Origin of the sequence: Herbaspirillum sp. GCM10030257 (assembly GCF_042666555.1) — a bacterium.
Classification (GTDB): domain Bacteria; phylum Pseudomonadota; class Gammaproteobacteria; order Burkholderiales; family Burkholderiaceae_D; genus Noviherbaspirillum.
The window spans coordinates 317,957-341,446 of sequence record NZ_JBHTDH010000002.1 but is presented as its reverse complement, the minus strand read 5'-3'; the positions used below and the strand labels follow the sequence as shown (position 1 = coordinate 341,446).

The following is a 23,490-nucleotide window of genomic DNA, read 5'->3' as shown; positions in this document are numbered from 1 at the left end:
GCGCTGCAAGCACTCAGCGGAATGCTGAATCAAGATCAAGGGCGTCCGCGTTACTTTACGCTTGAAGTACTCAGCGGCACTTCGGTAACTTCCTCGGGCAGACTGGAAAGAATCAATACGGCAACTCGCCGGTTTCGCAAGCGTCCCTCCGCTGTTTCATTGCTCGCCACCGGCTGAGTCGAGCCTCTTCCGACCGCCATCATCCGGCTTTCCGTAATACCGCTGTCAACAAAAAGCCTGACTACACTGCTCGCCCGCACAGCGGATAATTCCCAGTTGGATGGAAACGATGCATTGTTGATGGGAACGCTGTCGGTATGCCCTTCCACACGTATCGCATGGTGATCGTTTTTCAGCACGGCCGCTACTGCCCTGAGTGCCTCGCTGGTTCCCCTCGCGAGCTTTGCATCGCCCGGCTCGAAGAGTACGCTTGCATTGATTTCGACCGTGATGCCATGATCGGTTTGTGTCACGCGCACTTTTCCCTGAGCCACAAGCGGCGCCAGCACGGTATGTATATCGCCTGCAATGCGTGTCAGTTGCTCCCTCTCGCGCCGGAGCATGGCGCTTGTACGTGGCTGCAATGGGCCGGGCTTCGGTAGAACCGGGTGCGGAATCTGTTCGGTGCCGTTGACAGCCGGAGAGATTCGGAATGCATTGAGCAAGGAATTGGACAATACGCGATACTTGCCTTCATTGACCGACGACAGCGCGTACATCACCACAAAGAATCCGAACAGCAATGTGATGAAATCGGCATACGAAACAAGCCAGCGTTCGTGATTGTCCTTATCGTCGTCTTCGTATTTTTTCCGGGCCATCGTTGCGGCTTCTACGCGTAGGCTGCGAGGCGCTCTTGGACCACGCGGGGATTATCGCCATTGGCGATGCTCAAGAGAACGTCAGCCAGCATCTCGCGTCGCGCCACTTCATTGGTGACGATCATTTTGAGCTTGTTTGCGATGGGAAGAAACACCAGATTGGCCAGTCCGACGCCATATACCGTGGCGACAAAGGCAACCGCGATGCCATTGCCCAGCCTGCTCGGTTCGGCCAGGTTTTCCATTACATGAATCAGGCCAAGGACCGCCCCCAGAATGCCGATCGTCGGTGCATACCCGCCGGCGGCTTCCCATATTTTCAAAGCCTGGCGCTCGCGCCTTTCGTAGGAAGAGATTTCAATATCGAGAATGGTGCGGATCTTTTCAGTGTCTATACCGTCGACCGCAAGGCGCAACGCTTTTGCCACGAATGGATCGCGCACCGTGTGAACGTACTGCTCCAGGCTCAACAAGCCTTCGCGCCGCGCCAGGGCACTCCAGCCGGTCAACTGCAGGATCATTCCGTTCACATTGTCCGCAGGCGGGGAAAAAACCCACCGCGCCATCTTCACTCCGCGTATAAAAGCGGGCATGCCGCTTTGCAGGAGAACCGCGCCCATCGTGCCGACGACCACAATCACGAATGCGGCCGGCTGCACCAGCGACAGAATATGTCCGCCCTCCAGCAGCCTGCCGACAATGATGCTCGCAATCGCGAGCCCTACTCCGGCTAAGCTGGTCCAGTCCATGTGTCGCTCCGCAGTTTTGTTCTTAAACGGGCAATTGCCTGACTATGCAACTGGCAGACCCGGGACTCGGAGACACCCATCACCGCACCAATTTCCTTCAAATTCAGCTCCTGCTCATAATAAAGGCTCATCATGAGCTTTTCGCGCTCCGGAAGTGCTTCTATCGACTTTATCAGCGCCTGTCGGAACGCATCATCAAGCAGACTGTTGAGCGGGTCGCCTGATTCGTCAACGCAATAGCGGTCGATAAAATTTTCTTTTCCTTCGTCATGGAAGTCTTCATAGTAGATCAACTGGTGGCCGCCGCCATCTGCCAGCATACTTTGATATTCAAGCACTGACACTTTGAGTTCCGTAGCGATTTCCGTCTCATTGGGTGGACGTCCGAGTCGCTGCTGCAGGGTGCTGACCGCCGTCTCGATCTTGCGCATGTTCTGGCGGATCCCGCGCGGCAGCCAGTCGCTACCTCGCAACTCGTCGAGCATCGCTCCGCGAATACGCTGCACCGCGTAGGTCTCGAACTGTGCTCCGTGAGTTTCTTCATACCGGTTCACCGCGTCGAGCAAACCCATCATGCCAGCCTGTATGAGATCGTCCACCTCCACGCTGGGCGGCAGTTTTGCCTTCATGTGATGGGCCAGCCGTTTTACCAGTGGCACATGCTGCGCAAGAATATCGTTCTTGTCGACTTTTCCACTAACCGTATACATTTGAGAGCCTGTATGCATCATTTTTTATTGCGCGTTCCGGGGCAACGCCATTTACCCGCAAAACGCCGTATGGACCCGTCGTGCGGACGACGTCCCTTTTAGGCAAATTACTTCGATGCATGCAACATGTCCTCCTCCGACAACATGACCGAATGCCCTTGCTACATTCCAAATTTGGCGCCATTCGGCGAGATCCCTTGAAATTCCGGTGGCGGCCCCTCCGATGGTGCAAAGCGCGCGGCCAGCCGCCTGAAGGCGACCGAAGCACCGGCCAGGGGAAAGGCGTCGACCACAGCACGTCCCAGACGGGAGGCACGTGTAAGGTGCTCATCCGCAGGCACGGAGCCAAGCGAATTCAGCTTGACCGATAAATACCGACTCGCCGCCTGCGCCATATTTTTGTACACCACTTGCGCCTCTTTCTCGCTCGCCCCGGTCACCAAGACACTAAAAGGTCTTTTCCCCAACTGGCTGTTGACGCGCTTAATCAGCGTGTATGCCGAGGTAATGGAATCCGGGCTGGTCGAGACCTGCACCACGATCTCACTGTCCGCCAGGGAAGAAATAGGAAACGAGTCATCGGCTCGAAGTTCCGTATCGACCACGATAATATCGGCACGCGTCACCAACTGATCGAAGGCATCGCTCAAGCCCTGCATCTCGTGCGAATCCGCGGCCGGGAACCCGGACCCCGCGGGCATCATCGCCGTGATGCCAAATCCCTGCGGCATCTGGTGAATGGCATCGTCAATCGTGCATTCGTGACGTGACGCCCGCAGCAGATCCATCGCGCCGGCATCCAGCCCGGCCGCAATTCCCGTTGCGCTGCAACAGGCGTCTACCAGCAGGACATCGCGTCCGCTCTGCTTCAGCGAGGCGGCAAGATTGACGAGCATGGCGCCCTTTTCGTCCGGAGGCGTCGCAGACAGAAAGGTCAGGATACGCTGCTTCGGACCGCCAAGGATGCGCCGCAGGCCTTCGGCCTGGTCAGAATTAAAACTAACCAACGTTGACCTCTTTCAGGCCCTTATCGTTCATGCCACGTGTAGCGTTGGCCATCACGGACGGCAATTCTGCGGGCTGAAACTGGAATGGCTCTGTTTCACGTTTGAGCTTGAAGGCACGATCGATCAGATAGTGCTGATTCGCTATGTGCAGATCTTCGGGAACACGCTGGCCGTTGGCCACGTAGTACAGATCCAGCTTGCTGCGGATGACGACATCGATCAGTCCGCCGATCGTCGCCGCTTCGTCCAGCTTGGTCATGATGCACCCGGCCAGACCTCCACCGAGATAGGAACGCACTACCTCATTGAGCGTTTCGGCATTCGACGTGGCGGAAACGCAGAGAAGACGATTTACCTTGGTGCCGACGCCAGACAGCATTGCGATCTGTTCGGCCACCATCTTGTCGCGCTGGCTCATGCCGACCGTGTCGATCAGGATCGTATGCTTGCCTTTCAGTTCTTCCAGTGCGATACGGAGGTCGGTTTCATCCTTCACCGAATGCACCATCACGCCAAGGATCTTGCCGTAGATGCGAAGTTGCTCATAGGCGCCGATACGATAGCCGTCAGTCGTGATCAACGCGAGCTTACCGGCACCGTGACGCATGACGCAGCGTGCGGCGAGCTTGGCGGTTGTCGTTGTCTTGCCAACGCCGGTCGGTCCCACGAGTGCGAATATGCCGCCATTGTCCAGTATCTGGCTCTCGTTACCCAACACGGAAAGGTTGCGGCCAAGTACCGTCCTTATCCATTTCATGACAGTGTCGGTTTTTTCTGTCGCAGGCACTTTTTCGGCCAGATAACGTGAAAGGCTTGCACTAAAGCCTGCTGCCAGCATCTCGCGAAGCACGTGCGTTTTTACGGGCGTGCCATGTTGAGGCGTGCTCCAGGCGATCTGGGTCAGCTGTTCTTCCATATGACCGCGCATCGAACGAATTTCACCCATCAGCTCGGCGCGGATTTCATTCATTGCTGCCGCAATATCGATCACCGGCACTTCCTTGGTTTCCGTCGGGGCTTTGCCTGTTGTCCTGGCTGGCACGGAAGGACTTTCAGCCGGAGGCGCCACTGCTCTTTCGGGCCGATGCCAGACACGGGCGCCGCTCGAGCCCATGGAGGTGCCGGCGGGCAGCCCGCCTCGCGATTTTGTTGTCGTAGTGGCCGCCTCCGATGACGATGGCAACGGAGTTACGGGTGTCGCCCGTGCAGCGGGAGCCGCCGCTGTCTCCTGTGTTGTAGCCGAGGCTGCCAACGCTGCAGGCCTCGCAGGTGGAGTCAGCTTCGCCGGGGCCGCGGGTGCCGCCGCTGCGGCTGGCGCAGCTGGCACGGAGGAGCCCGCCGATGCCAGCTGAAATGCCGGAGTAGCTGCCTTGGCTCTCGGCGCGGGCGTATTGTGGGTATCCCCCTTGGCCAATGAATCTGTGAGCGAGTCCATGTCATCTGCCGCGACGGCCAGGATTTCGACCTGCCCATTCACCACACGATTGGACAGAATGACAGCATCGGGGCCGAGCGCCTCGCGTACAAGGCGCCATGCGTCGCGTGAAGTGCTTGCAAGGAATTTTTTGACGTTCATGCTTGGGCTCCAACTAAGCTGGTAACTCTAATGGTTTTGGAATCAGGAATTTCCGCATGCGACAAGACCTTGAGCTGCGGGATGGTGCGACGCAGGAAGCGCGCGAGCATGGGGCGTAACGGCCCCGGAACGAGCAATACGGGCACTAGGCCCAACTGTTCTTGCTGACGGGAGGCCTGCTCGGCCTGGGCCATCAGCGTATCGGCAAGTCCCGGCTCGACACCCGCCCCTTCTGGCCCGCTCGCCTGCAAGGCTTGCATCAGGAGGCGCTCCAGGCGTGTATCGAGAGTCATTACGGAAAGTTCGTTGCTATTCGGGAAAATCTGTTGAACAATCGCGCGTCCCAGTGCAACCCGGACCACTGCGGTTAATTCGTTGGGATCCTGGACCTGGCCCGCATACTCTGCCAGTGTCTCGATAACGGTTCTCATATCGCGGATGTGTACACCCTCGGTGAGAAGGTTCTGCAACACTTTCTGCAATGCGGAAAGTGTAATCATCTTGGGTACCAGATCCTCTACGAGCTTCGGCGACTCCTTGGCCAGATGATCAAGCAGCTGCTGCACTTCCTGCCTGCCAAGCAATTCGGCCGCATGGCTCGTGATTACATGATTGAGATGGGTGGCGATGACGGTGCTCGCATCAACCACGGTATATCCCATCGCCTGCGCCTGATCACGCAGGGCGCCGTCGATCCATGTCGCGGGAAGGCCGAACGCCGGATCGCTTGTAACGGGACCCGGAAGCGCGCCCGTTACCATGCCGGGATTAATCGCAAGGAATTGGCCAATAAAGGCATCGCCACCGCCAACCTCCACGCCCTTCAAGGTAATCCGGTACGCCGAGGGTTTCAGTTCAAGGTTATCCCGGATGTGCACCGGCGGTGCGAGGAAACCGACATCCTGGGCAAACTTCTTGCGAATTCCCTTGATCCGTCGCAGCAGCTCACCGCCCTGCGTCTTGTCTACCTGTGGAATCAAGCGGTAGCCCACCTCCAGCCCAAGCGTATCGACCGGGACAATATCCTGCCAAGTCGCTTCTTCAACCTCCGGCGGTGCCGTTGCCGCAGCTGCCGCTGCCTCGGGCGCGATTTCCGAAGCCTGCGCTTTCTTTTCACGTTGACTGAGCATATGGGCTCCGCCGGCCAAGGCTGCGGCCAACAGGAGGAACGCGAAATGCGGCATGCCGGGAATCAGCCCCATACCGCCAATAATTCCCGCAGTCACATTGAGCACCTGCGGCTTGGCGAAAAGCTGGCCGACCATCTGGCCACCTACATCCTGCTCTCCGCCGACGCGCGACACGATCACACCAGCGGCAAGAGAAATAATCAGCGAGGGAATCTGCGCGACCAAGCCGTCGCCGATCGCCAGCAGCGTGTAGTTTTTCATCGCCATCTCGAAAGCGAGATTGTGCTGCACCATCCCCACCACCAAGCCGCCCACGATGTTGATGATCGTGACGAGAATGCCGGCAACCGCGTCGCCACGCACGTATTTGCTGGCACCGTCCATCGCGCCATAGAATTCGGCTTCCTGCGCGACCTCTGTACGACGACGGCGGGCCTCCGGCTCACCGATCATGCCTGCGTTCAAATCCGCGTCGATCGCCATCTGCTTGCCTGGCATCGCATCCAGAGCAAAACGCGCGCCCACCTCGGCGATACGCCCTGCGCCTTTAGTGACCACCATGAAGTTGATGATCGTCAGGATTACGAATACGACGATACCGACAGTGTAGTTGCCGCCAATAAGAAAGTGGCCGAACGCCTCGACCACCTTGCCGGCGGCATCCGGACCAGTGTGTCCTTCGGTCAGTACTACGCGGGTGGACGCAACATTCAGCGACAGACGCAGCATCGTGCTGACCAGGAGAACCGCGGGGAAAGCCATAAAGTCAAGCGGCTTTACCGTATAAAGGCTGGTTAGCAGAATGATGATCGACAGCGCAATGTTAAAGCTGAAGAAGATATCAAGCACGAATGCCGGCAATGGCAACACCATCATGGCCAGCATCATGATGATCAGGATCGGCGCCGCCAAACCTTTGGTTACTGTGCCACTAAGCCAGGCTGGCAATCGCAGGCCATTCATTGCGACAATCCTTTACCGGAGGATGATTTCGAAGCAGGGTTGAGAGGATCCAGATCCGCCGGAATCTCAAGTTGATCCGGAATTGCCGGACGCAAACCGCCATGCTTAGCGTAAGTGCGCAGCTGGAATACATATGCAAGCACTTCGGCTACCGCCGTGTAAAGTCCTTCGGGAATCTCATCTCCAAGATCGGTGTGGGTATACAGCGCACGTGCCAACGGAGGTGCTTCCAGCAAAGGCACATTGTTTTCTTTTGCCAGCTCACGAATCTTTGCGGCGACAGCATCGGCCCCCTTCGCGACCACTTTGGGAGCGCGCATCTTCCCGTCGGCATATTTGAGCGCCACCGCGTAGTGTGTCGGGTTGGTGACGACCACGTCGGCCGTCGGCACCTCCGACATCATCCTGCGCTTCGCCATTTCGCGTTGCAACTGACGAATACGTCCCTTGACATGGGGGTCGCCGTCCGACTCCTTGGATTCCTGACGGACTTCCTCACGTGTCATCTTTAACTTATTGGCGTAGGACCAGATCTGATATGGTGCATCGATCAAAGCAATGACAATCAGGCTACAGACAATCGCCATAAATCCCGATAAAAGGAGGCTCGCCAACTGAGCGCTGCCCGATTTCACTGGCTGAACGCCCAATGCAAGCATCGATTCAATGTCGCTGATAACGACCATCCAAGCGACCACACCGACCAGAACGGTCTTCAAAATTGCTTTGATGAGCTCTACCCCGGAACGCGCCGAGAACATATTGCCTATCCCTTTCAGGGGGTTAAGCCGCCCGAAATTGGGCATCAGCGCCTTCCCGCTGAAAAGCAGGCCGCCGATCAGCATTGGCGATGCGAGCGCCACGATAAACAGTAGCGCAGCAAGAGGTATAAATGCAATGAGCACCTTGACTAGGTCAACGCCGAGGCGTATGAGCAGAAGGTTGAAATCAAAAATTTCGTTCCGGTCGAAGGACATTCCGGCTGTGAGCAGCTGATTGATCCCCAGTACCAGGCCATCGCCTGTGATCCAGAATCCGGCACCTGCAGCAAGCAGGACCGCGCAGGTAACCAATTCCCTCGAGCGAGGAATGTCGCCTTCTTCCCGCGCCTGTTCAAGTCGTCTGGGTGACGCTGATTCTGTTTTCTCTTGATCGCTGCCTTCGGCCATTGCCGACTCCTGTGATAGACCGCTAGAGCAACTGAATTGACGCTCTAACGACCAATGAGTGCGATTATCGTCCCCCATAGGGAGCGACGATCACGAGAACAGGAATGGAAAGGTCCCGCTTTTCGCGGAAGCTTAGAGCAGTTTCGCCCTGACTTGCCAGTCGAGGCCGAGGCAATTTGCTCGCGGAACAAGGTGCGGCGACACGACATGAAGAGCCATGGCAAAGAGGCCTCAGCGGCCCCGCGCAACGCCGTGCCGCGGGCAAAGCGTCCGGGATCGGCGGTACAGCCAGGGTGAAGCTGCTCTAGACAGCAAATCGACCTGATTGCCGCCTCGGGGGAAAGCAGGACCGAGGGAATGGACGGGCATTACCGCGGAGAAGCAAGCTGATTCTGCATCCGGATCAGGTCTTCCGGATCAGGTCTTTATGGGATCGGCAAAATGCCGTCCTCGCAGTTAGAGGCTGGATCGGCTATCAGTTTCGTTGCGCCGAATGCAAACCGGCAGGCGAAGGCAAGCATGAGGCGCGTGCAATGGCACTCGGGCCTGCTCGCGTCTGCGGCAGAACTCAAGTTATAACTTAAGTGCCTGCGCCCACGACATGGCTGCCAGATGTGCCTCATTCACCTGGTTGGCACCGATGCATAGAGAAGTCGCCATCGGCTCGATACGAGAGTAATCCAGCTCACAAGCCTCAGCCAAGGCCAGGAAAGGCCCGTAAATTCCCTCGCGCGAGAGCAAGGCCTGCGACACCGCGTCGGATAACTGAATCTTTTCGAGTACTTTGTCCATCGGCATCCCAAGCAAGCGATCAAGCAGAGAAAACATGCCGGTAACGAAGAGATTTTCGGCATCATGTTTAGGCAAAAACGAATTGCCGAGTAACTCTGCGAAGCGTCCGCGAATCACCGCTGCCTGCATCAGGACCGGAGAATAGCCGGTCGTGGTGGCCGCTGCCAGCAGCACGCCAAGCCAGCGGTAGAGCGGAGAATAGCCAAGAAGCGTCACTGCATGCCTTAACGACTGGACTTCGCAGCCAAGCCCAAACCCTGCCGAATTAATATATCGAAGCAACTTGTAGGAAAGCGCCGCATCCCGTTTCAGAATCCCTTCCAGTTTTGGGACATCCTCGCCATTCCGGACCATTTCCATCAATTGCAGGATCATGGTTTGCGCCGGGTTTAACTCCCTGTTGAGCACGCCCGGCCTTGGCAAAAGATGGAGGTTTCCGGCAAAGGCGTAATGATTCGCCAAGGTGCACCGCTCGAACTGTTCCCACGACGTGATGTCGCGTGCAATGATCCGAACCGATGAGGGCACATTGAATCCATGTAGCACCTCGATCTGCGCCTCGAAATCGCCGAGGATATTGGAAACCTCGATATAGGAGAGAAGCGGAAGCAGCGACTTGTCAAATGCGGACAAGTCGCTGCTTCTGAAAGAAAAGCCGTAGCCCTGCGCATGAAGCTGCTTCATCGCATCGATGACTTCGTCATCGAGCACCTCGTCCTGCGACAATGCAAACACTACCCCCGTGCTCGGCAGCCCGACCGGCAAGTCTGTCTTCAGCAAGGCCGCAGGAATTTGAAGGAACAGCCGGTAGTCTCCGATAGCAGCGTCAGTCGCCTTCTCGGCAAGCTGTGCTGCGACGAACTGAAGCAACTGCCTGGCATGCAACACATCAGGTGTCGCGCCCGTGGCGTCCGCGTGCTGCCAGCGAAGCTCATAACCGACTACCCTCTCCTGCATGTTGAGTAGCGGTTCCCGGACGATAAAATTCTGTAGTTGCATGATTTAAGATCAATATTTCAAAGTTGCGCCGGCCGGATCAACGCTGCTGAAGCAAGCCGTTAAAAGCCAAGGCTGTCGAGAAGGTCGTCGACCTGCGCCTGGTTTGACACAACGTCCGTGCGCGCCGCAGCATTGATCTGTGGGCCGTTCATCAGCCCCGATCCAACGTCGCGCCGCACATCCGGAGGTGCATAATCGACAAGCAGGAGAATCAGCTGTCGCTCAATTCCTTGCGCCAACTCCGTGATTCGTTTAATGACCTGACCGGTCAGATCCTGAAAATCCTGCGCCATCATGATATTGAGAAGTTCCTGCCGGGTGGCACCGGCATTGGCGCGGGCAGAATCGAGATAGCTGATAGTCTGGTTAGCCATGGCGCGAAAATCGTGTTCCGAAAATGGCTGCTGCAGCAATGACTGCCATTGCTGCGCCATATTCACCGCGCCGGCCTCGATACTTTCCTGTAGAGGTGTCGCTGCTTCCGTCGAGGTCAACACGCGCTGCGCTGCCTGCTCTGTCATCTTCGCTACGTAATCAAGCCTGTCACGCGCATCCGGGATGTCGTGCGCGGCTTTTTCGAGGGCTTTGTCCAGCTCCAGGGCACGCAGGTTTTCGTGCAGCACCCGGGTCATCTGGCCTACGCGCGCCAGCAGTTCATCCTGCACGCCCCGCTCGGCCTCCGATGAAGTACCCGTCAGATCGATTTCCCCGGCCACCTGCGTGACAGCCCTATTATCCAAATTAGGCTCCGATTTTTTCGAATATCTTCGACAACTTCTCGTCGAGAGTGGCGGCCGTAAACGGTTTTACGACATATCCATTCGCACCTGCTTGCGCCGCGGCGATAATATTTTCCTTTTTCGCTTCCGCCGTGACCATGAGAACGGGAAGCTTGGACAATGCCGCATCAGCACGAATGTTTTGGAGCATCGTCAGTCCGTCCATGACTGGCATGTTCCAGTCCGAAATGACAAAATCGAACTGTTCGGTCCGCAGTTTGGAAAGCGCCATGGCACCATCTTCCGCTTCATCGACATTCGAGTAGCCCAATTCCTTCAGCAGATTGCGCACGATACGACGCATCGTCGAAAAGTCGTCAACCACGAGGAATTTTGTATCTGGATTCGCCATGAATCACTCCATAAATTCTGTTAAATATTACAACCGGATCGTTTCGGATTTCGCGGAATCGAAGGCTAAGTATAATCGTTCCACAAATCAATTTGTGCCTAAAGCATGCCGTCACTGCCGCCGACGCCGCAAAAGCGACATTGAAACGAGGTACGAACTCCGTTTCAATCCTTACAGAGCTTGGTCACACGCGCAGTGCACGGCTGCTGTTGACAGCGAGATAATGCAGGGCCATGCCGGGAAGCGCCGTCAGCGGCCCGACCTCGTGTGTTGCGCCGACTGAAATCGCTTCACGGGGCATGCCGAAAACGACGCTGGATGCTTCATCCTGCGCAAAGTTGTAGGCTCCCGCGTTTTTCATTGCAAGCATGCCGAGCGCACCATCCTTGCCCATGCCGGTCAGGATGACACCGATAGCGTTCTTTCCGGCACAACGAGCCACCGATTCAAACAGTACATCAACCGACGGCCGATGCCGATTCACCGGAGGTCCCCCATCCAGCTGGGTCATATAGTTTGCACCGCTACGCACGAGCTGCAAATGAGAATGGCCGGGCGCAATATAGGCGTGCCCTGGAAGTACCCGCTCTCCGCCTTCGGCTTCGCGCACCGTGATCTTGCACAGGCTGTCCAGCCGCTTGGCAAATGATCGGGTGAAACCTTCCGGCATGTGTTGGGTGATCAACAATCCAGGGCAGTCGGAAGGCATCTGAACAAGAAATTCCTTGATGGCCTCCGTTCCGCCCGTCGACGCACCGATCACAATAAGTTTTTCGCTACTGGTAAGCGGGTTGCGGACCAAAGGCAGGCTTTCGCCCGGCATGCGATTCGGATCCGACTGATTGACGGTACGAGCCTTTACCCGAACTGTTGCCGCCGCTCTGATCTTGTCCGTGATGAGTTCGGCATACTCAAGCATGCCGCTCTGGATCGAGAGCTTGGGTTTGGTCACAAAATCGACGGCGCCGAGCTCCAGTGCACGCAAGGTGATTTCAGAGCCGCGTTCGGTAAGCGAAGACACCATCACCACCGGCATCGGCCGCAGACGCATCAGCTTTTCAAGAAAATCCAGCCCGTCCATGCGGGGCATTTCCACGTCCAGCGTCAATACGTCGGGATTGGTTTGCTTGATGAGTTCACGCGCAACGATGGGATCCGGCGCAACGCCCACCACCTCCATATCCGGCTGCCTGCGTATGATTTCATTCATGACGCTGCGGATCAGCGCAGAATCGTCAACGATCAATACTTTTGTTTTCATGGTAAGTCTATTCGAAGCAAAAACGATTCAAGTAAACAGTTCGATATCGCCAGCCACAGGTGTGGCCTGCAGGCGACTCGCGTAATCCTGCTCGCGGTTTACCAGCGTGTTGTTATTCAGTTGCTTGAGTTTTTTCACCAGCACCTTGCCGGAGCGTGGGAAGAAATACACCTTGCGGGGATGGATGTCGTTAAGGTCTTCGGCAACCACGCGGATATTTTCAGCGCGCAGATATTCGCGCACGAACAATGCATTTCGCTCGCCAACATTGATGGCAACAAAACCGCGCAATACATTGCCGCCGCCAAAGACTTTGGCCTCCAGGTTCTCACGTCGCGCGCCCGCCTTGAGCAGCTCATTGATCAGCACTTCCATCGCATAGGTTCCGTACCGCATGGATGCCGATACTGGGCTATCGCTTTCTCCCCCCCCATGGGGCAGCATGAAATGGTTCATGCCACCTATGCCTGTGACGCGGTCACGTATGCAAGCCGATACGCAGGACCCGAGCACAGTCACGATCATCATGTCCTTGCATGTGTAGTAATACTCGCCGGGCAAAATCTTAGCTGCGTCGCAATCGAAGGTGCGATCGTAGTAGACGTTGGTTGCGAAATGTTCTTCGATTCCGAGATTCATGGCTTGTTTGTCACTCCGGCCGGCCGTTGCATGCGATGCGCCTGCTTCGCTGGATCAAGTTCGTACACGGTCTTACCCCGGAGCTTGAAGGCATCCGAGACATATAAGAAGTTTTCCGAATGGCCGGCGAACAGCAAGGCGTCCGGCTTCATCAACGGCGCAAATCGGGAAAGTATTTTTCCCTGCGTCGGCTTGTCGAAGTAGATCATCACGTTGCGGCAGAAAATCGCGTCGAACTGCCCGCTCACCGGCCAATCATCGGACAGCAGATTCAATTGCTTGAAAGTGACCATCTGGCGCAATTCGGGACGGACTCGTACCAACCCTGTATGCTCGCCTTTGCCTTTCAGGAAAAAGCGCCTCGCCCGTTCAGGATTCATCTTGTCCAGCCGGTCCATCGTATAAGTTCCCGCAGAAGCCGCATTCAGCACATTGGTGTCGATGTCGGTCGCGATTACATGCGATTGGGTTGCCGCTGTGCCCAGTGCTTCGCATAGCGTCATTGCTATCGAATACGGTTCCTCGCCGGTGGAACTGGCGGAGCACCATACCGTGACGGGTTCCTTGGCTTTGCGCACATGCTCGGCCAGAATCGGGAAGTGATGTTCTTCGCGAAAAAACGAAGTGAGGTTCGTGGTCAGCGCATTGGTAAATGCTTCCCACTCGTCATCATCGGGCCGACTTTCCAGGCGGTCCAGATACGTCTGGAAAGAGCGGATGCCGGTTGCGCGCAGTCGGCGAGCAAGACGACTGTACACCATCTCTTGCTTGCTCTCCGCAAGCGCAATCCCTGCGCGTCGATGTATCAACGCACGCACCCTGTCAAAATCACGCACCGTAAACTCGAATTCCTTTGAGGCATCCGGTCTGATTTGTCGCACCAAAGTCATCTCAAGCCATTCCGTTATACAAGTTACTTATCTTTTCTGACGGACAAGCGCTTAGCTGCCGTACCAGTTGCCGCGGCGGGCCGTGTATTAACCGGCTTGACTGTCTTAGTCGCCTTGGCCGCAGTTGCGGTCACTGCAGCGACCGGCGCGCTTGAACGATAGCCCAGCCTAAAACCACCCCAATGCTTGCCGTTGACGTAAATCGGAGCCGACAGGTCATGCATCACTTCACCGGTATCGCGTTTGTAAGTCTGAAGCAGGAAGGGTTTGGTGTTCGAACCGCAGCGCGAGCCGGTGCGATCGTTGAAAATCCGTTTGGTCCGGTTGTTGACTAGGTCGGTTTCGTAATCGCCTGTCAGCGGCTTGGAAAACTTCCTGTTATGGGTAGGGAAGTAGCCGTTATTGTCCACTGCGCCCGCATAGGCAAGTTGAGTCCATTGTTCAAGGATGCGTTCCTGGATTGCCGGCAGTACGCGGTCGGTGAAATTGTCAAAGGTTGTCGTATGCTTTTGTGGGTTGGTGTTCGGGATCGGCTTGTAGGTACGATCGAATAGCGCTGCTTCGGTGATCTGACCGGTGGCAATCGCCTGCTCGAGCAACCTGCCGACCTCGTGCGCCGCATGCTGAGCAACTTCGCGCAGTGCATCATGCGATGTGCCGGCATTGGAACGCGCCATTGCTTGAAACAGCATTTCGCCCCGCTCCGACAAGAGCATCGCCGATTGTGCAACACGCGGCAACTCGTCTTCCGTAGCAAGCATGCCGTCACGAATGCGCGATACCGCACTCGCGATCGCATGCGTTGTCTCAACATGTTCACGGGATGCGCCTGCAATTTGCTGGATCTCGTATTCCGATACGCCGGCTGAGCGCTCGATGTTGCCCAAAAACCCGTGCACACGTTCGACGTTCTGCGCGGCGTCGCTTACCTTGATAGTCAGCGAACTCATGCCAGCGGCAGCGCGTTCCGCTTCCTCATTGATTTCCTTGACCATGATGCCGATGTCATCGGTGGCCGATTTGGTGCGCTGCGCCAGTTGTCGCACTTCGCCGGCGACCACTGCAAAACCGCGTCCATGTTCGCCGGCACGCGCCGCTTCAATCGCCGCGTTCAGCGCAAGCAGATTGGTGCGGGCGGCAATTTCGTTGATCACTTCAGTAATTACATGAATGCGGCGCGATTTCTCCTGCAGCGCGCTCATGAGTTGCGATGCGGTTTGCGCATCCTGACGTGCATTATTGATACGCTGCAGGCCTTGATCGACTTCGGCGCGCCCTGCGACGCTTTCGCTGCGCACATCTGCGGCAACCTTGGACGCCAGTTCGGCATTGGCGGCAATCTGCTTGGTCGCCTCTACGGTCTGATTGGCGCGTCCCACGATATCTTCGGTTATCTGAAGATCGAGATCGACTTTTTTCTTGATGGAATCGACAAAATAAGAGGTTTCCGCAGCACCGATCATGATGTGATCGACTTCGTCGCCGACTTCGCGAAGAATGCTTGCATCGGTACCGCCCTGTGCACGTCGCGAAAAGAACGCCACACCAGTTGCCGTTATCGACGCAATAGCGGCGGACATCACCGGACCAACACTCTCACTACCGCCCCAAGCCGCCAAGCCTGCGACAGCCGTTCCAGTGGCTACAGCACCTGCGCCGATGGCAAGAGAGCGCATCGGCATCTGCTTCACGATATTCATTCGGCCTCCAATGTTACTTTGCTCCTGATTGCTATCGATTTGGCGCCGTTCGGCAGGCTTGTCCTTGCCGACCTTATATCATCTTTATCGTCAGTACTGACTGCGTTCTTAAGCGGACTGTACTGTTCCGTACATCAAAACTCTTCCCAGTCATCGCCACTCGTGGCGGGAAGGCGTGGCGCCTGCTTCGCGACTTGCGTCGCATTTGAAGCCGGTGTTGACGGCCTGTTCCTTGTTACCGCCTTTGGCACCACCGGCGCACGTTCTAGTCGTGCAGCAACCGCAATCGGAGTGACCGCGGGCGCGGCTACTGGCCTGGGCATCGCAGCATCGCCGTCGCGCAGCTTGAATACAGCCACTGCCTGAGCCAGTGCACTCGACTGCGCCTGCATGCTTTCGGCGGTGGCGGCGGCTTCTTCAACCAATGCGGCGTTACGCTGGGTCATTTCGTCCATCTGGGTGATGGCCTGACTGACTTCCTGAATTCCTGCGCTTTGCTCCTGACTGGCTGCCGTGATTTCATTCATGATGTCGGCCACGTGCTTGACCGAGGTGACGATCTCATCCATGGTCTGACCGGCCTCGTCGACCAGCTTGCTGCCCACATTGACCTTTTCCACCGAATCACTGATGAGAGATTTAATTTCCTTCGCTGCGCCTGCGGAACGCTGCGCCAGATTGCGCACTTCCGCTGCCACCACTGCAAAGCCCCTGCCCTGTTCGCCCGCGCGTGCAGCTTCCACCGCAGCATTCAATGCAAGGATATTGGTCTGGAACGCAATGCCATCAATGACGCCGATAATGTCGACAATCTTGCGCGAGCTTTCCTTGATCGAACCCATAGTCTCGACCACTTGCCCGACCACCGTGCCGCCGCGCATTGCCACGTCGGAAGCCGACACAACCAGTTGGTTGGCCTGGCGCGCATTTTCGGCATTCTGCTTGACCGTGGAAGTCAATTCTTCCATCGACGAAGCAGTTTCTTCCAGCGAGCTGGCCTGGGATTCGGTACGGGCCGAAAGATCGGCATTGCCGGCGGCGATTTCGCGAGAAGCAACGCCGATGTTTTCAGTGCCGGTACGTACGTTTCCGACGATTTCAGCTAAACTGCCGTTCATCTGGCGCAAGGCATTGAACAACTGGCCGATTTCATCTCGGCTGCTTTCGTCGATACGCGAAGTCAGATCTCCGGTCGCGACGCGGCTTGCCACCGCCACTGCCTGATTGAGCGGGCTGGTAATGCTTTTGGTAATCACGAATGCGAACAACCCGCCGACAGCAAGCGCCACTGCGCCCAATGCGAACAGAAATACCAACAGACGATTATCGTCCGCCAGCGAGCCACTGAGCACGTCATTCGCCGCTGCTTGCTGCAGCGCGACTAGCTTGTCCATTTCCACCACTGCTTGCTGGTTCAGCGGGTCGATGCGACTGGCAATGACCTTGGATGCGCCTTCGCTGTTAAAGGCAAGCGCCTGTCCGATTGCTTCCTTGAACGGTGCGGCAATTTCCTGATCGAGCCGAGCAATCTCGGTGAGGATTTTCTTTTCCGCATCCGTCAAGCCAAGCGCGCTTAGCTTGTCGCGTGCTTCATCGTAGCGTTTGTTTTGAGCCTTGACGCGCGTTTCTTCCTTTTGCATCGCGCCCACATCGGATTGCAGACCGATATTGCGCATGGCCACACCGCCTTCCAGCAACGCGCTTTTCATTGTGACGGCAAGCTGTCCTTTGATATTCGAATGTTCCAGGCCTTCGATCAGCTTTTTCTTGTTGTTTGTCGTGAGTACGTTACCGATCACGATGCTGAGTACGAGAATGGCAAGAATGACACCAAAACCCACTCCCAGGCGTGCACCAATACGCAGATTTCGCAGATTTATCATGTACCGCCTCCGACTCAAGGGTGTTGTTATATGTAGCTCATAATCTTGCGATTTCCAGTTACCTGCAAAATGCAATGACAGGAACTTTAAATATATTACCTTGAAGCAATGAAGCAAGCCATCAGAAAGCGGCAAAAAACCATGCTTTGCAGAAAAATGGATTCGCTGCACCACATTTTGTTGCGAAGGGATTCTTGCTGCCGTTAAGAAGGGGCGTTGCCGATACCAAACCGGCAAGAAACTTGAACCAGGCGCACGTTGTCATGTTGCGGTGGCGCCGTATTCGGCCCGTCGAGAACATAACGAACTTAAGACTTTTAGGAAATGATCAGCCGATGCGCATTGCCACGTCGGAAGCCGACACAACCAGTTGCTTGGCCTGGCGCGCATTTTCGGCATTCTGCTTGACCGTGGAAGTCAATTCTTCCATGGTCAAGCAGATTCTTCCAGCGAGTTGGCCTGGGATTTGGTTCGGGATGACAGGTCTGCGTTGCCCGATGCAATCTTGCGTGCGGCAACCGCCATCGTTTCGGTGCTCTGCTTGATGTTGCTGACGGCACTGACGAGATTTACCTGCATTACCTTCAATGAATGCGCGAGACGAGCTGCTTCATCCTTTCCTGCGACATCGATTTGCGTCGTCAGATCGCCGCTGGCGATCGTGTCGGCAATGGCCGCGGTCCGTTCCAGCGGCGCTGTGATTATGCGCGTGATATAGATCGCAATAAAAGCGCCCAGCGCAAAAGTGATGACGCCGACTGCGAGCATGCCCAGGTGCGTAGATACGAAATTCTACTGTGACTCATGACACCACACCCTTATCCACCTGCCTGCGTTGCACTCGGCGTCAATAACCCGCTATTGATTCCTCCTGTGTCTTGCCAGTCGAAAAAAACCATCGATTTCATTTGTCACGTTATGGGTCGGGATTGGTATGACAAGGAGCCCTCGCCTTACTGCAATGCCGTTCCGGACGCACGACGGTCAGCTGCGCGAGCGAGTCAGAACCGCTTCAAAACTCTTCCCAATCATCTCCGTTACCAGCCGGAATCGCCGGCCTGGAGCGGGCCGCCGGTTGCGATGCCGATCTCTTCTGTACCGCCTTGCTGGCGGAAGGTCGAACCAGGGCAGCGGTTGCCGCCTGATTCACCGGTACCGCTGCTTTAGGAGCAGCAGGTGCTGCATGTTGCAGCATGCTGGATTGTCCGGCAGAGTCGAGCTTGAAAACAGCCACCGCCTGGGCAAGCGTTGAAGCCTGGGTTTGCATGCTGTCCGCAGCAGCGGCTGCCTGTTCGACCAGCGCGGCATTTTGCTGGGTCATCTCATCCATTTGATTGATAGCCTGATTGACCTGCTCGATGCCTGCGCTTTGCTCCTGACTGGCTGCCGTGATTTCATTCATGATGTCGGCCACGTGCTTGACCGAGGTGACGATCTCATCCATGGTCTGACCGGCCTCGTCGACCAGCTTGCTGCCCACATTGACCTTTTCCACCGAATCACTGATGAGAGATTTAATTTCCTTCGCTGCGCCTGCGGAACGCTGCGCCAGATTGCGCACTTCCGCTGCCACCACTGCAAAGCCCCTGCCCTGTTCGCCCGCGCGTGCAGCTTCCACCGCAGCATTCAATGCAAGGATATTGGTCTGGAACGCAATGCCATCAATGACGCCGATAATGTCGACAATCTTGCGCGAGCTTTCCTTGATCGAACCCATAGTCTCGACCACTTGCCCGACCACCGTGCCGCCGCGCATTGCCACGTCGGAAGCCGACACAACCAGTTGGTTGGCCTGGCGCGCATTTTCGGCATTCTGCTTGACCGTGGAAGTCAATTCTTCCATCGACGAAGCAGTTTCTTCCAGCGAGCTGGCCTGGGATTCGGTACGGGCCGAAAGATCGGCATTGCCGGCGGCGATTTCGCGAGAAGCAACGCCAATCGTATCGGTACCGATACGCACCTGATCGACGGTATGCGAGAGGCTGTCGGTCATTACCTTGAGTGCGGCCAGTAGTTGACCGGTCTCGTCATTGGATTTGATTTCGATCTTTTGCGACAAATCGCCAGAGGAAACGCTGCGCGCAATCCGGACGGCTTCATTAAGCGGATTCGAGATCGCGCGAATCAGCCACATGCCGATGAAGGCTGCAAGGCCGACGCCAAGCACCATGGCGACGATGGAAATGTTTCGGACAGTAAGATAGAGCGACTGGGTTTTTTCGAATTCGCTGCGAGCAACCTTTTCTTCCATCTTGATCAGGCCATCGATATGCTCCTGAAAAACGTTGTAATGCTGGCTCATCGGCCCTTGCATCAATTCCATCGCCATTTGAACGTTCGCCGCGCGCAAAGCATCGACCGTTGGTTTCAAGCCTTCGGCGACATACTTCTTGCGGCTTTCCAGCGACTTGTCGGCCATGCTTTTTTCTTCCACGCTCAGTTTGGCCGACATGAAGCTGATCCAGACCTTATCGATTTCTGCAGTCTTGCGATCAACATCGTCCATTCGCTTCGTGACAACGGCGGGATCGCCGTTCATCGACTCGGCTACAGCCATGCGGTTTTCCGACGCGATGCGCACAATCTGGTTCAGCTGGCTGATGGGAACCATCCGGTCATCGTAAATCGTCCTCAATGAATTGTTTGCCGAGCTCAGACTCGATACGCCGACAACTCCGCTGCCCACCAGGAGCAGCGAAAGAAAACTGATCACGAACACCAGCCGTGACTTGATCGTAAGATTTTTAAGCATTTGTCCCTACCCTTTATTGTTATCGGTCAGGCCAGTACGTCGCCGCCCTGCCTTTGTTGTCTCTCCGTGGATGTTGATTCGACCGTCTTTGCGGTCTTAATTTTTTGCAGTTGCTTCGCCGTTATGCAGCGATCTTGTCGATAAGACCCATTTCGGCGCTGGACATCAGACGATCGATATCCACCAGGATCAGCATGCGCTGATCGATGGTGCCAAGACCGATCAGGTAATCGGTGTTGAGCGCGGTGCCCATTTCCGGCGCCGGCTTGATTTGTTCAGGCGACAGGGTAATGACGTCCGATACGCTATCGACCACCATACCGACGACGCGTCCGCCGATATTCAGAATGATGACGACAGTGAACTGATCGTAGGTCGGTTCGCCAAGCTGGAACTTGATGCGCATGTCGACGATCGGCACGATAATGCCGCGCAGGTTCACCACGCCTTTGATGAAGTCGGGTGCATTGGCGATACGGGTAACGGTTTCATAGCCGCGAATTTCCTGAACTTTCAGGATATCGATACCGTACTCTTCCTTGCCAAGGGTGAAGGCAAGGTATTCCTGGCCGGCGATATCGCGGTCGGATTTTTCTCCGGTGATGGGAGTATTCATTTGAATCGCTTGTGTCATGGCTAGGTCCCTTTCAGGAAAAAATGGATTCGTCAGCGAGCTGACGGCTGGATCGCAGCAGCGCTGCGACGTCGATAATTAACGAGACGCCGCCATCGCCCAGGATGGTAGCGCCGGAAATGCCCGCGACCTTACGGTAATTGGATTCGAGATTCTTGACGACGACCTGCTGCTGGCCGACCAGATCGTCGACGAACAGCGCGGCTTTCCTTCCCTCGGATTCGAGAATGACGACAATGCCTTGCGCAGGATCGGTAAAGCGTGGCTCAATGCCGAACATCTGATACAGCGGTATCAGCGGCAGATAGTCGCCGCGCACCTTGACCACGCGCCCCTGGCCGCTGATTTCCTTGACGTCGACCGGATCCGGTTGCAGCGATTCGACCACATAACCGAGCGGCAGTATGTAGATTTCCTCACCGACCTTGATCGACATGCCGTCAAGAATAGCAAGGGTAAGCGGCAGTGAAATGGAAATCGTGGTTCCGAAACCCTTTGCAGAGCGGATGTCGACCACGCCTCCCATCGCGGTAATGTTTCGCTTGACCACATCCATGCCGACGCCGCGGCCGGAAACGTCCGTGACGGTATCGGCGGTCGAAAAACCAGGTGCGAAGATCAGTTGCCAAACGTCCGCATCCGACATCGACTCCGACACGGCCAGACCTTGCGATTTGGCCTTGCCCAGAATTTTTTCTCGATTGAGGCCGCCACCGTCGTCCGTCACTTCAATCACGATATTGCCGCCTTGATGCCCTGCCGACAAGGACAGCTTACCCGTTTCGCTCTTGCCCGTGGCTCGGCGCGCCTCTGGCATTTCGATGCCGTGATCGATACTGTTGCGAACCAGGTGGGTCAACGGATCGACGATACGTTCGATCAAGCCTTTGTCGAGTTCGGTCGCAGCACCGTGCGTGACGAATTCGATGCGCTTGCCGAGCTTTGTTGCAAGGTCGCGCACCATGCGCGGGAAACGCGAGAACACATAGTCCATCGGCATCATGCGGATCGACATCACGGCTTCCTGCAAATCACGGGTGTTGCGCGTCAACTGGCTTACACTGTTGAGCAGTCGTTCGTGCAGCATCGGATCGAGCGAACTGGTACGCTGCTCTATCATCGCCTGGGTGATCACGAGTTCACCGACCAAATTGATGAGTTGATCGACCTTTTCGATGCCGACACGAATAGATGAGGTTTCCGAATTGTGCCCACCTTTGTCCGCTTCACGTTTTGGAACAGACTTTCGATCAGCTGGGGCTGTCGCATGAGCGTGATCCAACGCGGATGTTTCGGCATTTGCAGCTTGTGCCCCGGCTGCCACCTCCATGGCAGCATCGCCGGCGTGCGACGGTTCGCGTTTTGCCGCTGCATGTTGTGCCAGTGGCTCGAACGGTTCGAAAAATCCATATCCCTGCTTCTCTTCCTGCGCCGCTTTTTCAGCAGCGGCTTGCGTGGCACTTGATATCGCTGAGTTCAGTGGTTCGAAAAAACCATATCCCTGGGCCTCTTCCTGAGCGGCTTTTTCTTCGGCAGCGGTCGTTGCTCGAACGGCGGGCACTTCAGAAATTCCGAGGTCATCAGGATTGAGTATGAAAGAACATATTGAGACAATGTCGTCCGGGGAGATGTTACCTGTCAAAGTAAATACGCCCTTTCCACCTTCGCCAGACTCGACATCAATCTGACCAAGCAAACCAAGTTCTGCGGCAAGCGCGTCGCGGTCACGTTCGGAGACTGTCGGGAACTCGATGCGAAATCTGCGGCCCGATTCATTGCGCGCTCCCTGAACGGAGCGCGCATTTACTTGCCGTATGTCGAGAGACGCCAGAGGCACTCCACCCTCCGACAAGGATTCGAGTACCATTCTCGCACTGCCTATAGCGTCCTGGTCGACCGGCGTATGAAGACGATGTCCATCAAGCTGCATCTTGAGAACGTCCTTTGCCACAAGAAATGCATCGACATGGTCGGCTGACAGTGTCATTTCTCCCTTGCGTATTTTGTCCAACAGTGACTCAAGAACATGCGTCACTTCCGTCAGGTCCGTCAAACCAAACGTCCCCGCGCCACCCTTTATCGAATGTGCGGCACGAAAGATGGCATTCAGCTCTTCCTCGTCGGGTGATGACACGTCAATTGCAAGGAGCAGCTTTTCCATTTCTGCGAGGAGCTCTTCAGTCTCATCAAAGAACACCTGAAAGAACTGGCTCATATCAATGGTCATTATTGAACTCCGTCATCTACGCTTTACGCGATTGCTTGCTGCGGCTGAACGACACAACTCAGCCGATCACTTTTTTCACGACTTCGGTGAGGCGTTGCGGATCGAAAGGCTTGACCAGCCAGCCGTTTGCGCCGGCCGCACGGCCTTTCGATTTCATCTCGTCGCTCGACTCGGTAGTGAGCATAAGAATCGGTACTTTCTGATAAGTGGCCAGGCCGCGCAAAGAACGAATCAACGTCAATCCATCCATACGTGGCATGTTCTGGTCGGTCAGCACCAGATCGAAAACCTGCGCTTTTGCCTTGTCTAGACCATCCTGTCCGTCGACCGCTTCTGTCACCTGGTAGCCGGCAGCGCGCAGACTGAAAACGACCATTTGTCGAAGAGAGCCTGAATCATCCACTGCCAATATCGTCTTTGCCATTGTTGCTCCTGCTGATTTTGTAATACGGGCGTG

General features: G+C 56.0%; 20 protein-coding genes. All 20 read right to left on the bottom strand.

From position 1 onward, the window contains the following. Positions 1–50: 50 nt before the first annotated feature. The 20 genes from motD to ACFQUU_RS04005 all read right to left on the bottom strand — a co-directional run bounded on the left by motD (position 51) and on the right by ACFQUU_RS04005 (position 23,457). On the bottom strand, positions 51–821 hold the full coding sequence (gene motD / locus ACFQUU_RS04100; protein ID WP_382243033.1) for a flagellar motor protein MotD: 771 nt from the start codon (positions 819–821) through the stop codon (positions 51–53). Positions 822–832: 11 nt separating this feature from the next. Continuing rightward, positions 833–1,570, bottom strand: a complete 738-nt coding sequence (locus tag ACFQUU_RS04095; RefSeq protein ID WP_382243030.1) for a flagellar motor protein — start codon at positions 1,568–1,570, stop codon at positions 833–835. Further along, on the bottom strand, positions 1,552–2,280 hold the full coding sequence (locus tag ACFQUU_RS04090; protein ID WP_382243028.1) for an RNA polymerase sigma factor FliA: 729 nt from the start codon (positions 2,278–2,280) through the stop codon (positions 1,552–1,554). Before ACFQUU_RS04090 ends, ACFQUU_RS04095 begins: the two co-directional genes overlap by 19 nt. A gap of 161 nt (positions 2,281–2,441) precedes the next feature. Beyond that, a complete protein-coding gene (locus ACFQUU_RS04085) occupies positions 2,442–3,287 on the bottom strand; it encodes a MinD/ParA family protein (RefSeq protein WP_382243025.1) in 846 nt (281 codons plus the stop codon). Continuing rightward, complete coding sequence (flhF, locus tag ACFQUU_RS04080; protein WP_382243022.1) at positions 3,280–4,863, bottom strand: flagellar biosynthesis protein FlhF; 1,584 nt, start codon at positions 4,861–4,863, stop codon at positions 3,280–3,282. The genes ACFQUU_RS04085 and flhF overlap by 8 nt, the downstream gene beginning before the upstream one ends. After that, the gene (gene flhA, locus ACFQUU_RS04075; RefSeq protein ID WP_382243019.1) at positions 4,860–6,956 is read right to left on the bottom strand and encodes a flagellar biosynthesis protein FlhA; all 2,097 of its coding nucleotides are present in this window, start codon (positions 6,954–6,956) and stop codon (positions 4,860–4,862) included. The genes flhF and flhA overlap by 4 nt, the downstream gene beginning before the upstream one ends. Next, complete coding sequence (gene flhB / locus ACFQUU_RS04070; protein ID WP_382243017.1) at positions 6,953–8,125, bottom strand: flagellar biosynthesis protein FlhB; 1,173 nt, start codon at positions 8,123–8,125, stop codon at positions 6,953–6,955. Before flhB ends, flhA begins: the two co-directional genes overlap by 4 nt. A 573-nt stretch (positions 8,126–8,698) precedes the next feature. Further along, positions 8,699–9,916 carry an EAL and HDOD domain-containing protein gene (locus tag ACFQUU_RS04065; protein WP_382243014.1) on the bottom strand — a complete coding sequence of 406 codons (1,218 nt, stop codon included), beginning with the start codon at positions 9,914–9,916 and terminating at the stop codon, positions 8,699–8,701. 59 nt (positions 9,917–9,975) lie between these two features. Next, complete coding sequence (cheZ, locus tag ACFQUU_RS04060) at positions 9,976–10,656, bottom strand: protein phosphatase CheZ (RefSeq protein ID WP_382243011.1); 681 nt, start codon at positions 10,654–10,656, stop codon at positions 9,976–9,978. 1 nt (position 10,657) lies between these two features. Continuing rightward, complete coding sequence (gene cheY, locus ACFQUU_RS04055) at positions 10,658–11,047, bottom strand: chemotaxis response regulator CheY (RefSeq protein ID WP_382243008.1); 390 nt, start codon at positions 11,045–11,047, stop codon at positions 10,658–10,660. 184 nt (positions 11,048–11,231) lie between these two features. Further along, positions 11,232–12,308: a chemotaxis response regulator protein-glutamate methylesterase gene (locus ACFQUU_RS04050; RefSeq protein ID WP_382243005.1), complete on the bottom strand. Its 1,077-nt coding sequence runs from the start codon at positions 12,306–12,308 to the stop codon at positions 11,232–11,234. A gap of 27 nt (positions 12,309–12,335) precedes the next feature. Beyond that, positions 12,336–12,947, bottom strand: coding sequence for a chemoreceptor glutamine deamidase CheD (gene cheD, locus ACFQUU_RS04045; RefSeq protein ID WP_382243002.1), 612 nt, complete (start codon positions 12,945–12,947; stop codon positions 12,336–12,338). Further along, entirely contained in the window at positions 12,944–13,837 is an 894-nt protein-coding gene (locus ACFQUU_RS04040; protein WP_382242999.1) for a CheR family methyltransferase, read from the bottom strand. The genes cheD and ACFQUU_RS04040 overlap by 4 nt, the downstream gene beginning before the upstream one ends. A 23-nt stretch (positions 13,838–13,860) precedes the next feature. Then, positions 13,861–15,537, bottom strand: a complete 1,677-nt coding sequence (locus ACFQUU_RS04035) for a methyl-accepting chemotaxis protein (protein WP_382242997.1) — start codon at positions 15,535–15,537, stop codon at positions 13,861–13,863. 134 nt (positions 15,538–15,671) lie between these two features. Next, positions 15,672–17,420, bottom strand: a complete 1,749-nt coding sequence (locus ACFQUU_RS04030) for a methyl-accepting chemotaxis protein (protein WP_382242994.1) — start codon at positions 17,418–17,420, stop codon at positions 15,672–15,674. A gap of 432 nt (positions 17,421–17,852) precedes the next feature. Beyond that, positions 17,853–18,188 carry a HAMP domain-containing protein gene (locus ACFQUU_RS04025; protein WP_382242991.1) on the bottom strand — a complete coding sequence of 112 codons (336 nt, stop codon included), beginning with the start codon at positions 18,186–18,188 and terminating at the stop codon, positions 17,853–17,855. A 244-nt stretch (positions 18,189–18,432) separates the two neighbouring features. Next, on the bottom strand, positions 18,433–20,172 hold the full coding sequence (locus ACFQUU_RS04020) for a methyl-accepting chemotaxis protein (protein WP_382242988.1): 1,740 nt from the start codon (positions 20,170–20,172) through the stop codon (positions 18,433–18,435). Between the two features lie 121 nt (positions 20,173–20,293). Then, complete coding sequence (locus ACFQUU_RS04015; protein ID WP_382242985.1) at positions 20,294–20,806, bottom strand: chemotaxis protein CheW; 513 nt, start codon at positions 20,804–20,806, stop codon at positions 20,294–20,296. 13 nt (positions 20,807–20,819) lie between these two features. Further along, a complete protein-coding gene (gene cheA / locus ACFQUU_RS04010; protein WP_382242982.1) occupies positions 20,820–23,033 on the bottom strand; it encodes a chemotaxis protein CheA in 2,214 nt (737 codons plus the stop codon). 58 nt (positions 23,034–23,091) lie between these two features. Then, the gene (locus ACFQUU_RS04005; protein WP_382242980.1) at positions 23,092–23,457 is read right to left on the bottom strand and encodes a response regulator; all 366 of its coding nucleotides are present in this window, start codon (positions 23,455–23,457) and stop codon (positions 23,092–23,094) included. Positions 23,458–23,490 lie beyond the last annotated feature (33 nt).

Bases quoted from the DNA above. Each gene is read 5' to 3' on its own strand.
- ACFQUU_RS04005 (WP_382242980.1), bottom strand. From the start codon at position 23,457: ATGGCAAAGACGATATTGGCAGTGGATGATTCAGGCTCTCTTCGACAA.
- cheY (WP_382243008.1), bottom strand. From the start codon at position 11,047: ATGGCGAATCCAGATACAAAATTCCTCGTGGTTGACGACTTTTCGACG.
- cheD (WP_382243002.1), bottom strand. From the start codon at position 12,947: ATGAATCTCGGAATCGAAGAACATTTCGCAACCAACGTCTACTACGAT.
- flhF (WP_382243022.1), bottom strand. From the start codon at position 4,863: ATGAACGTCAAAAAATTCCTTGCAAGCACTTCACGCGACGCATGGCGC.
- motD (WP_382243033.1), bottom strand. From the start codon at position 821: ATGGCCCGGAAAAAATACGAAGACGACGATAAGGACAATCACGAACGC.
- flhA (WP_382243019.1), bottom strand. From the start codon at position 6,956: ATGAATGGCCTGCGATTGCCAGCCTGGCTTAGTGGCACAGTAACCAAA.
- ACFQUU_RS04035 (WP_382242997.1), bottom strand. From the start codon at position 15,537: ATGAATATCGTGAAGCAGATGCCGATGCGCTCTCTTGCCATCGGCGCA.
- ACFQUU_RS04030 (WP_382242994.1), bottom strand. From the start codon at position 17,420: ATGATAAATCTGCGAAATCTGCGTATTGGTGCACGCCTGGGAGTGGGT.
- ACFQUU_RS04015 (WP_382242985.1), bottom strand. From the start codon at position 20,806: ATGACACAAGCGATTCAAATGAATACTCCCATCACCGGAGAAAAATCC.
- ACFQUU_RS04025 (WP_382242991.1), bottom strand. From the start codon at position 18,188: ATGCTCGCAGTCGGCGTCATCACTTTTGCGCTGGGCGCTTTTATTGCG.
- flhB (WP_382243017.1), bottom strand. From the start codon at position 8,125: ATGGCCGAAGGCAGCGATCAAGAGAAAACAGAATCAGCGTCACCCAGA.
- cheA (WP_382242982.1), bottom strand. From the start codon at position 23,033: ATGACCATTGATATGAGCCAGTTCTTTCAGGTGTTCTTTGATGAGACT.
- ACFQUU_RS04095 (WP_382243030.1), bottom strand. From the start codon at position 1,570: ATGGACTGGACCAGCTTAGCCGGAGTAGGGCTCGCGATTGCGAGCATC.
- ACFQUU_RS04065 (WP_382243014.1), bottom strand. From the start codon at position 9,916: ATGCAACTACAGAATTTTATCGTCCGGGAACCGCTACTCAACATGCAG.
- ACFQUU_RS04050 (WP_382243005.1), bottom strand. From the start codon at position 12,308: ATGAAAACAAAAGTATTGATCGTTGACGATTCTGCGCTGATCCGCAGC.
- ACFQUU_RS04040 (WP_382242999.1), bottom strand. From the start codon at position 13,837: ATGACTTTGGTGCGACAAATCAGACCGGATGCCTCAAAGGAATTCGAG.
- ACFQUU_RS04090 (WP_382243028.1), bottom strand. From the start codon at position 2,280: ATGTATACGGTTAGTGGAAAAGTCGACAAGAACGATATTCTTGCGCAG.
- ACFQUU_RS04020 (WP_382242988.1), bottom strand. From the start codon at position 20,172: ATGCTTAAAAATCTTACGATCAAGTCACGGCTGGTGTTCGTGATCAGT.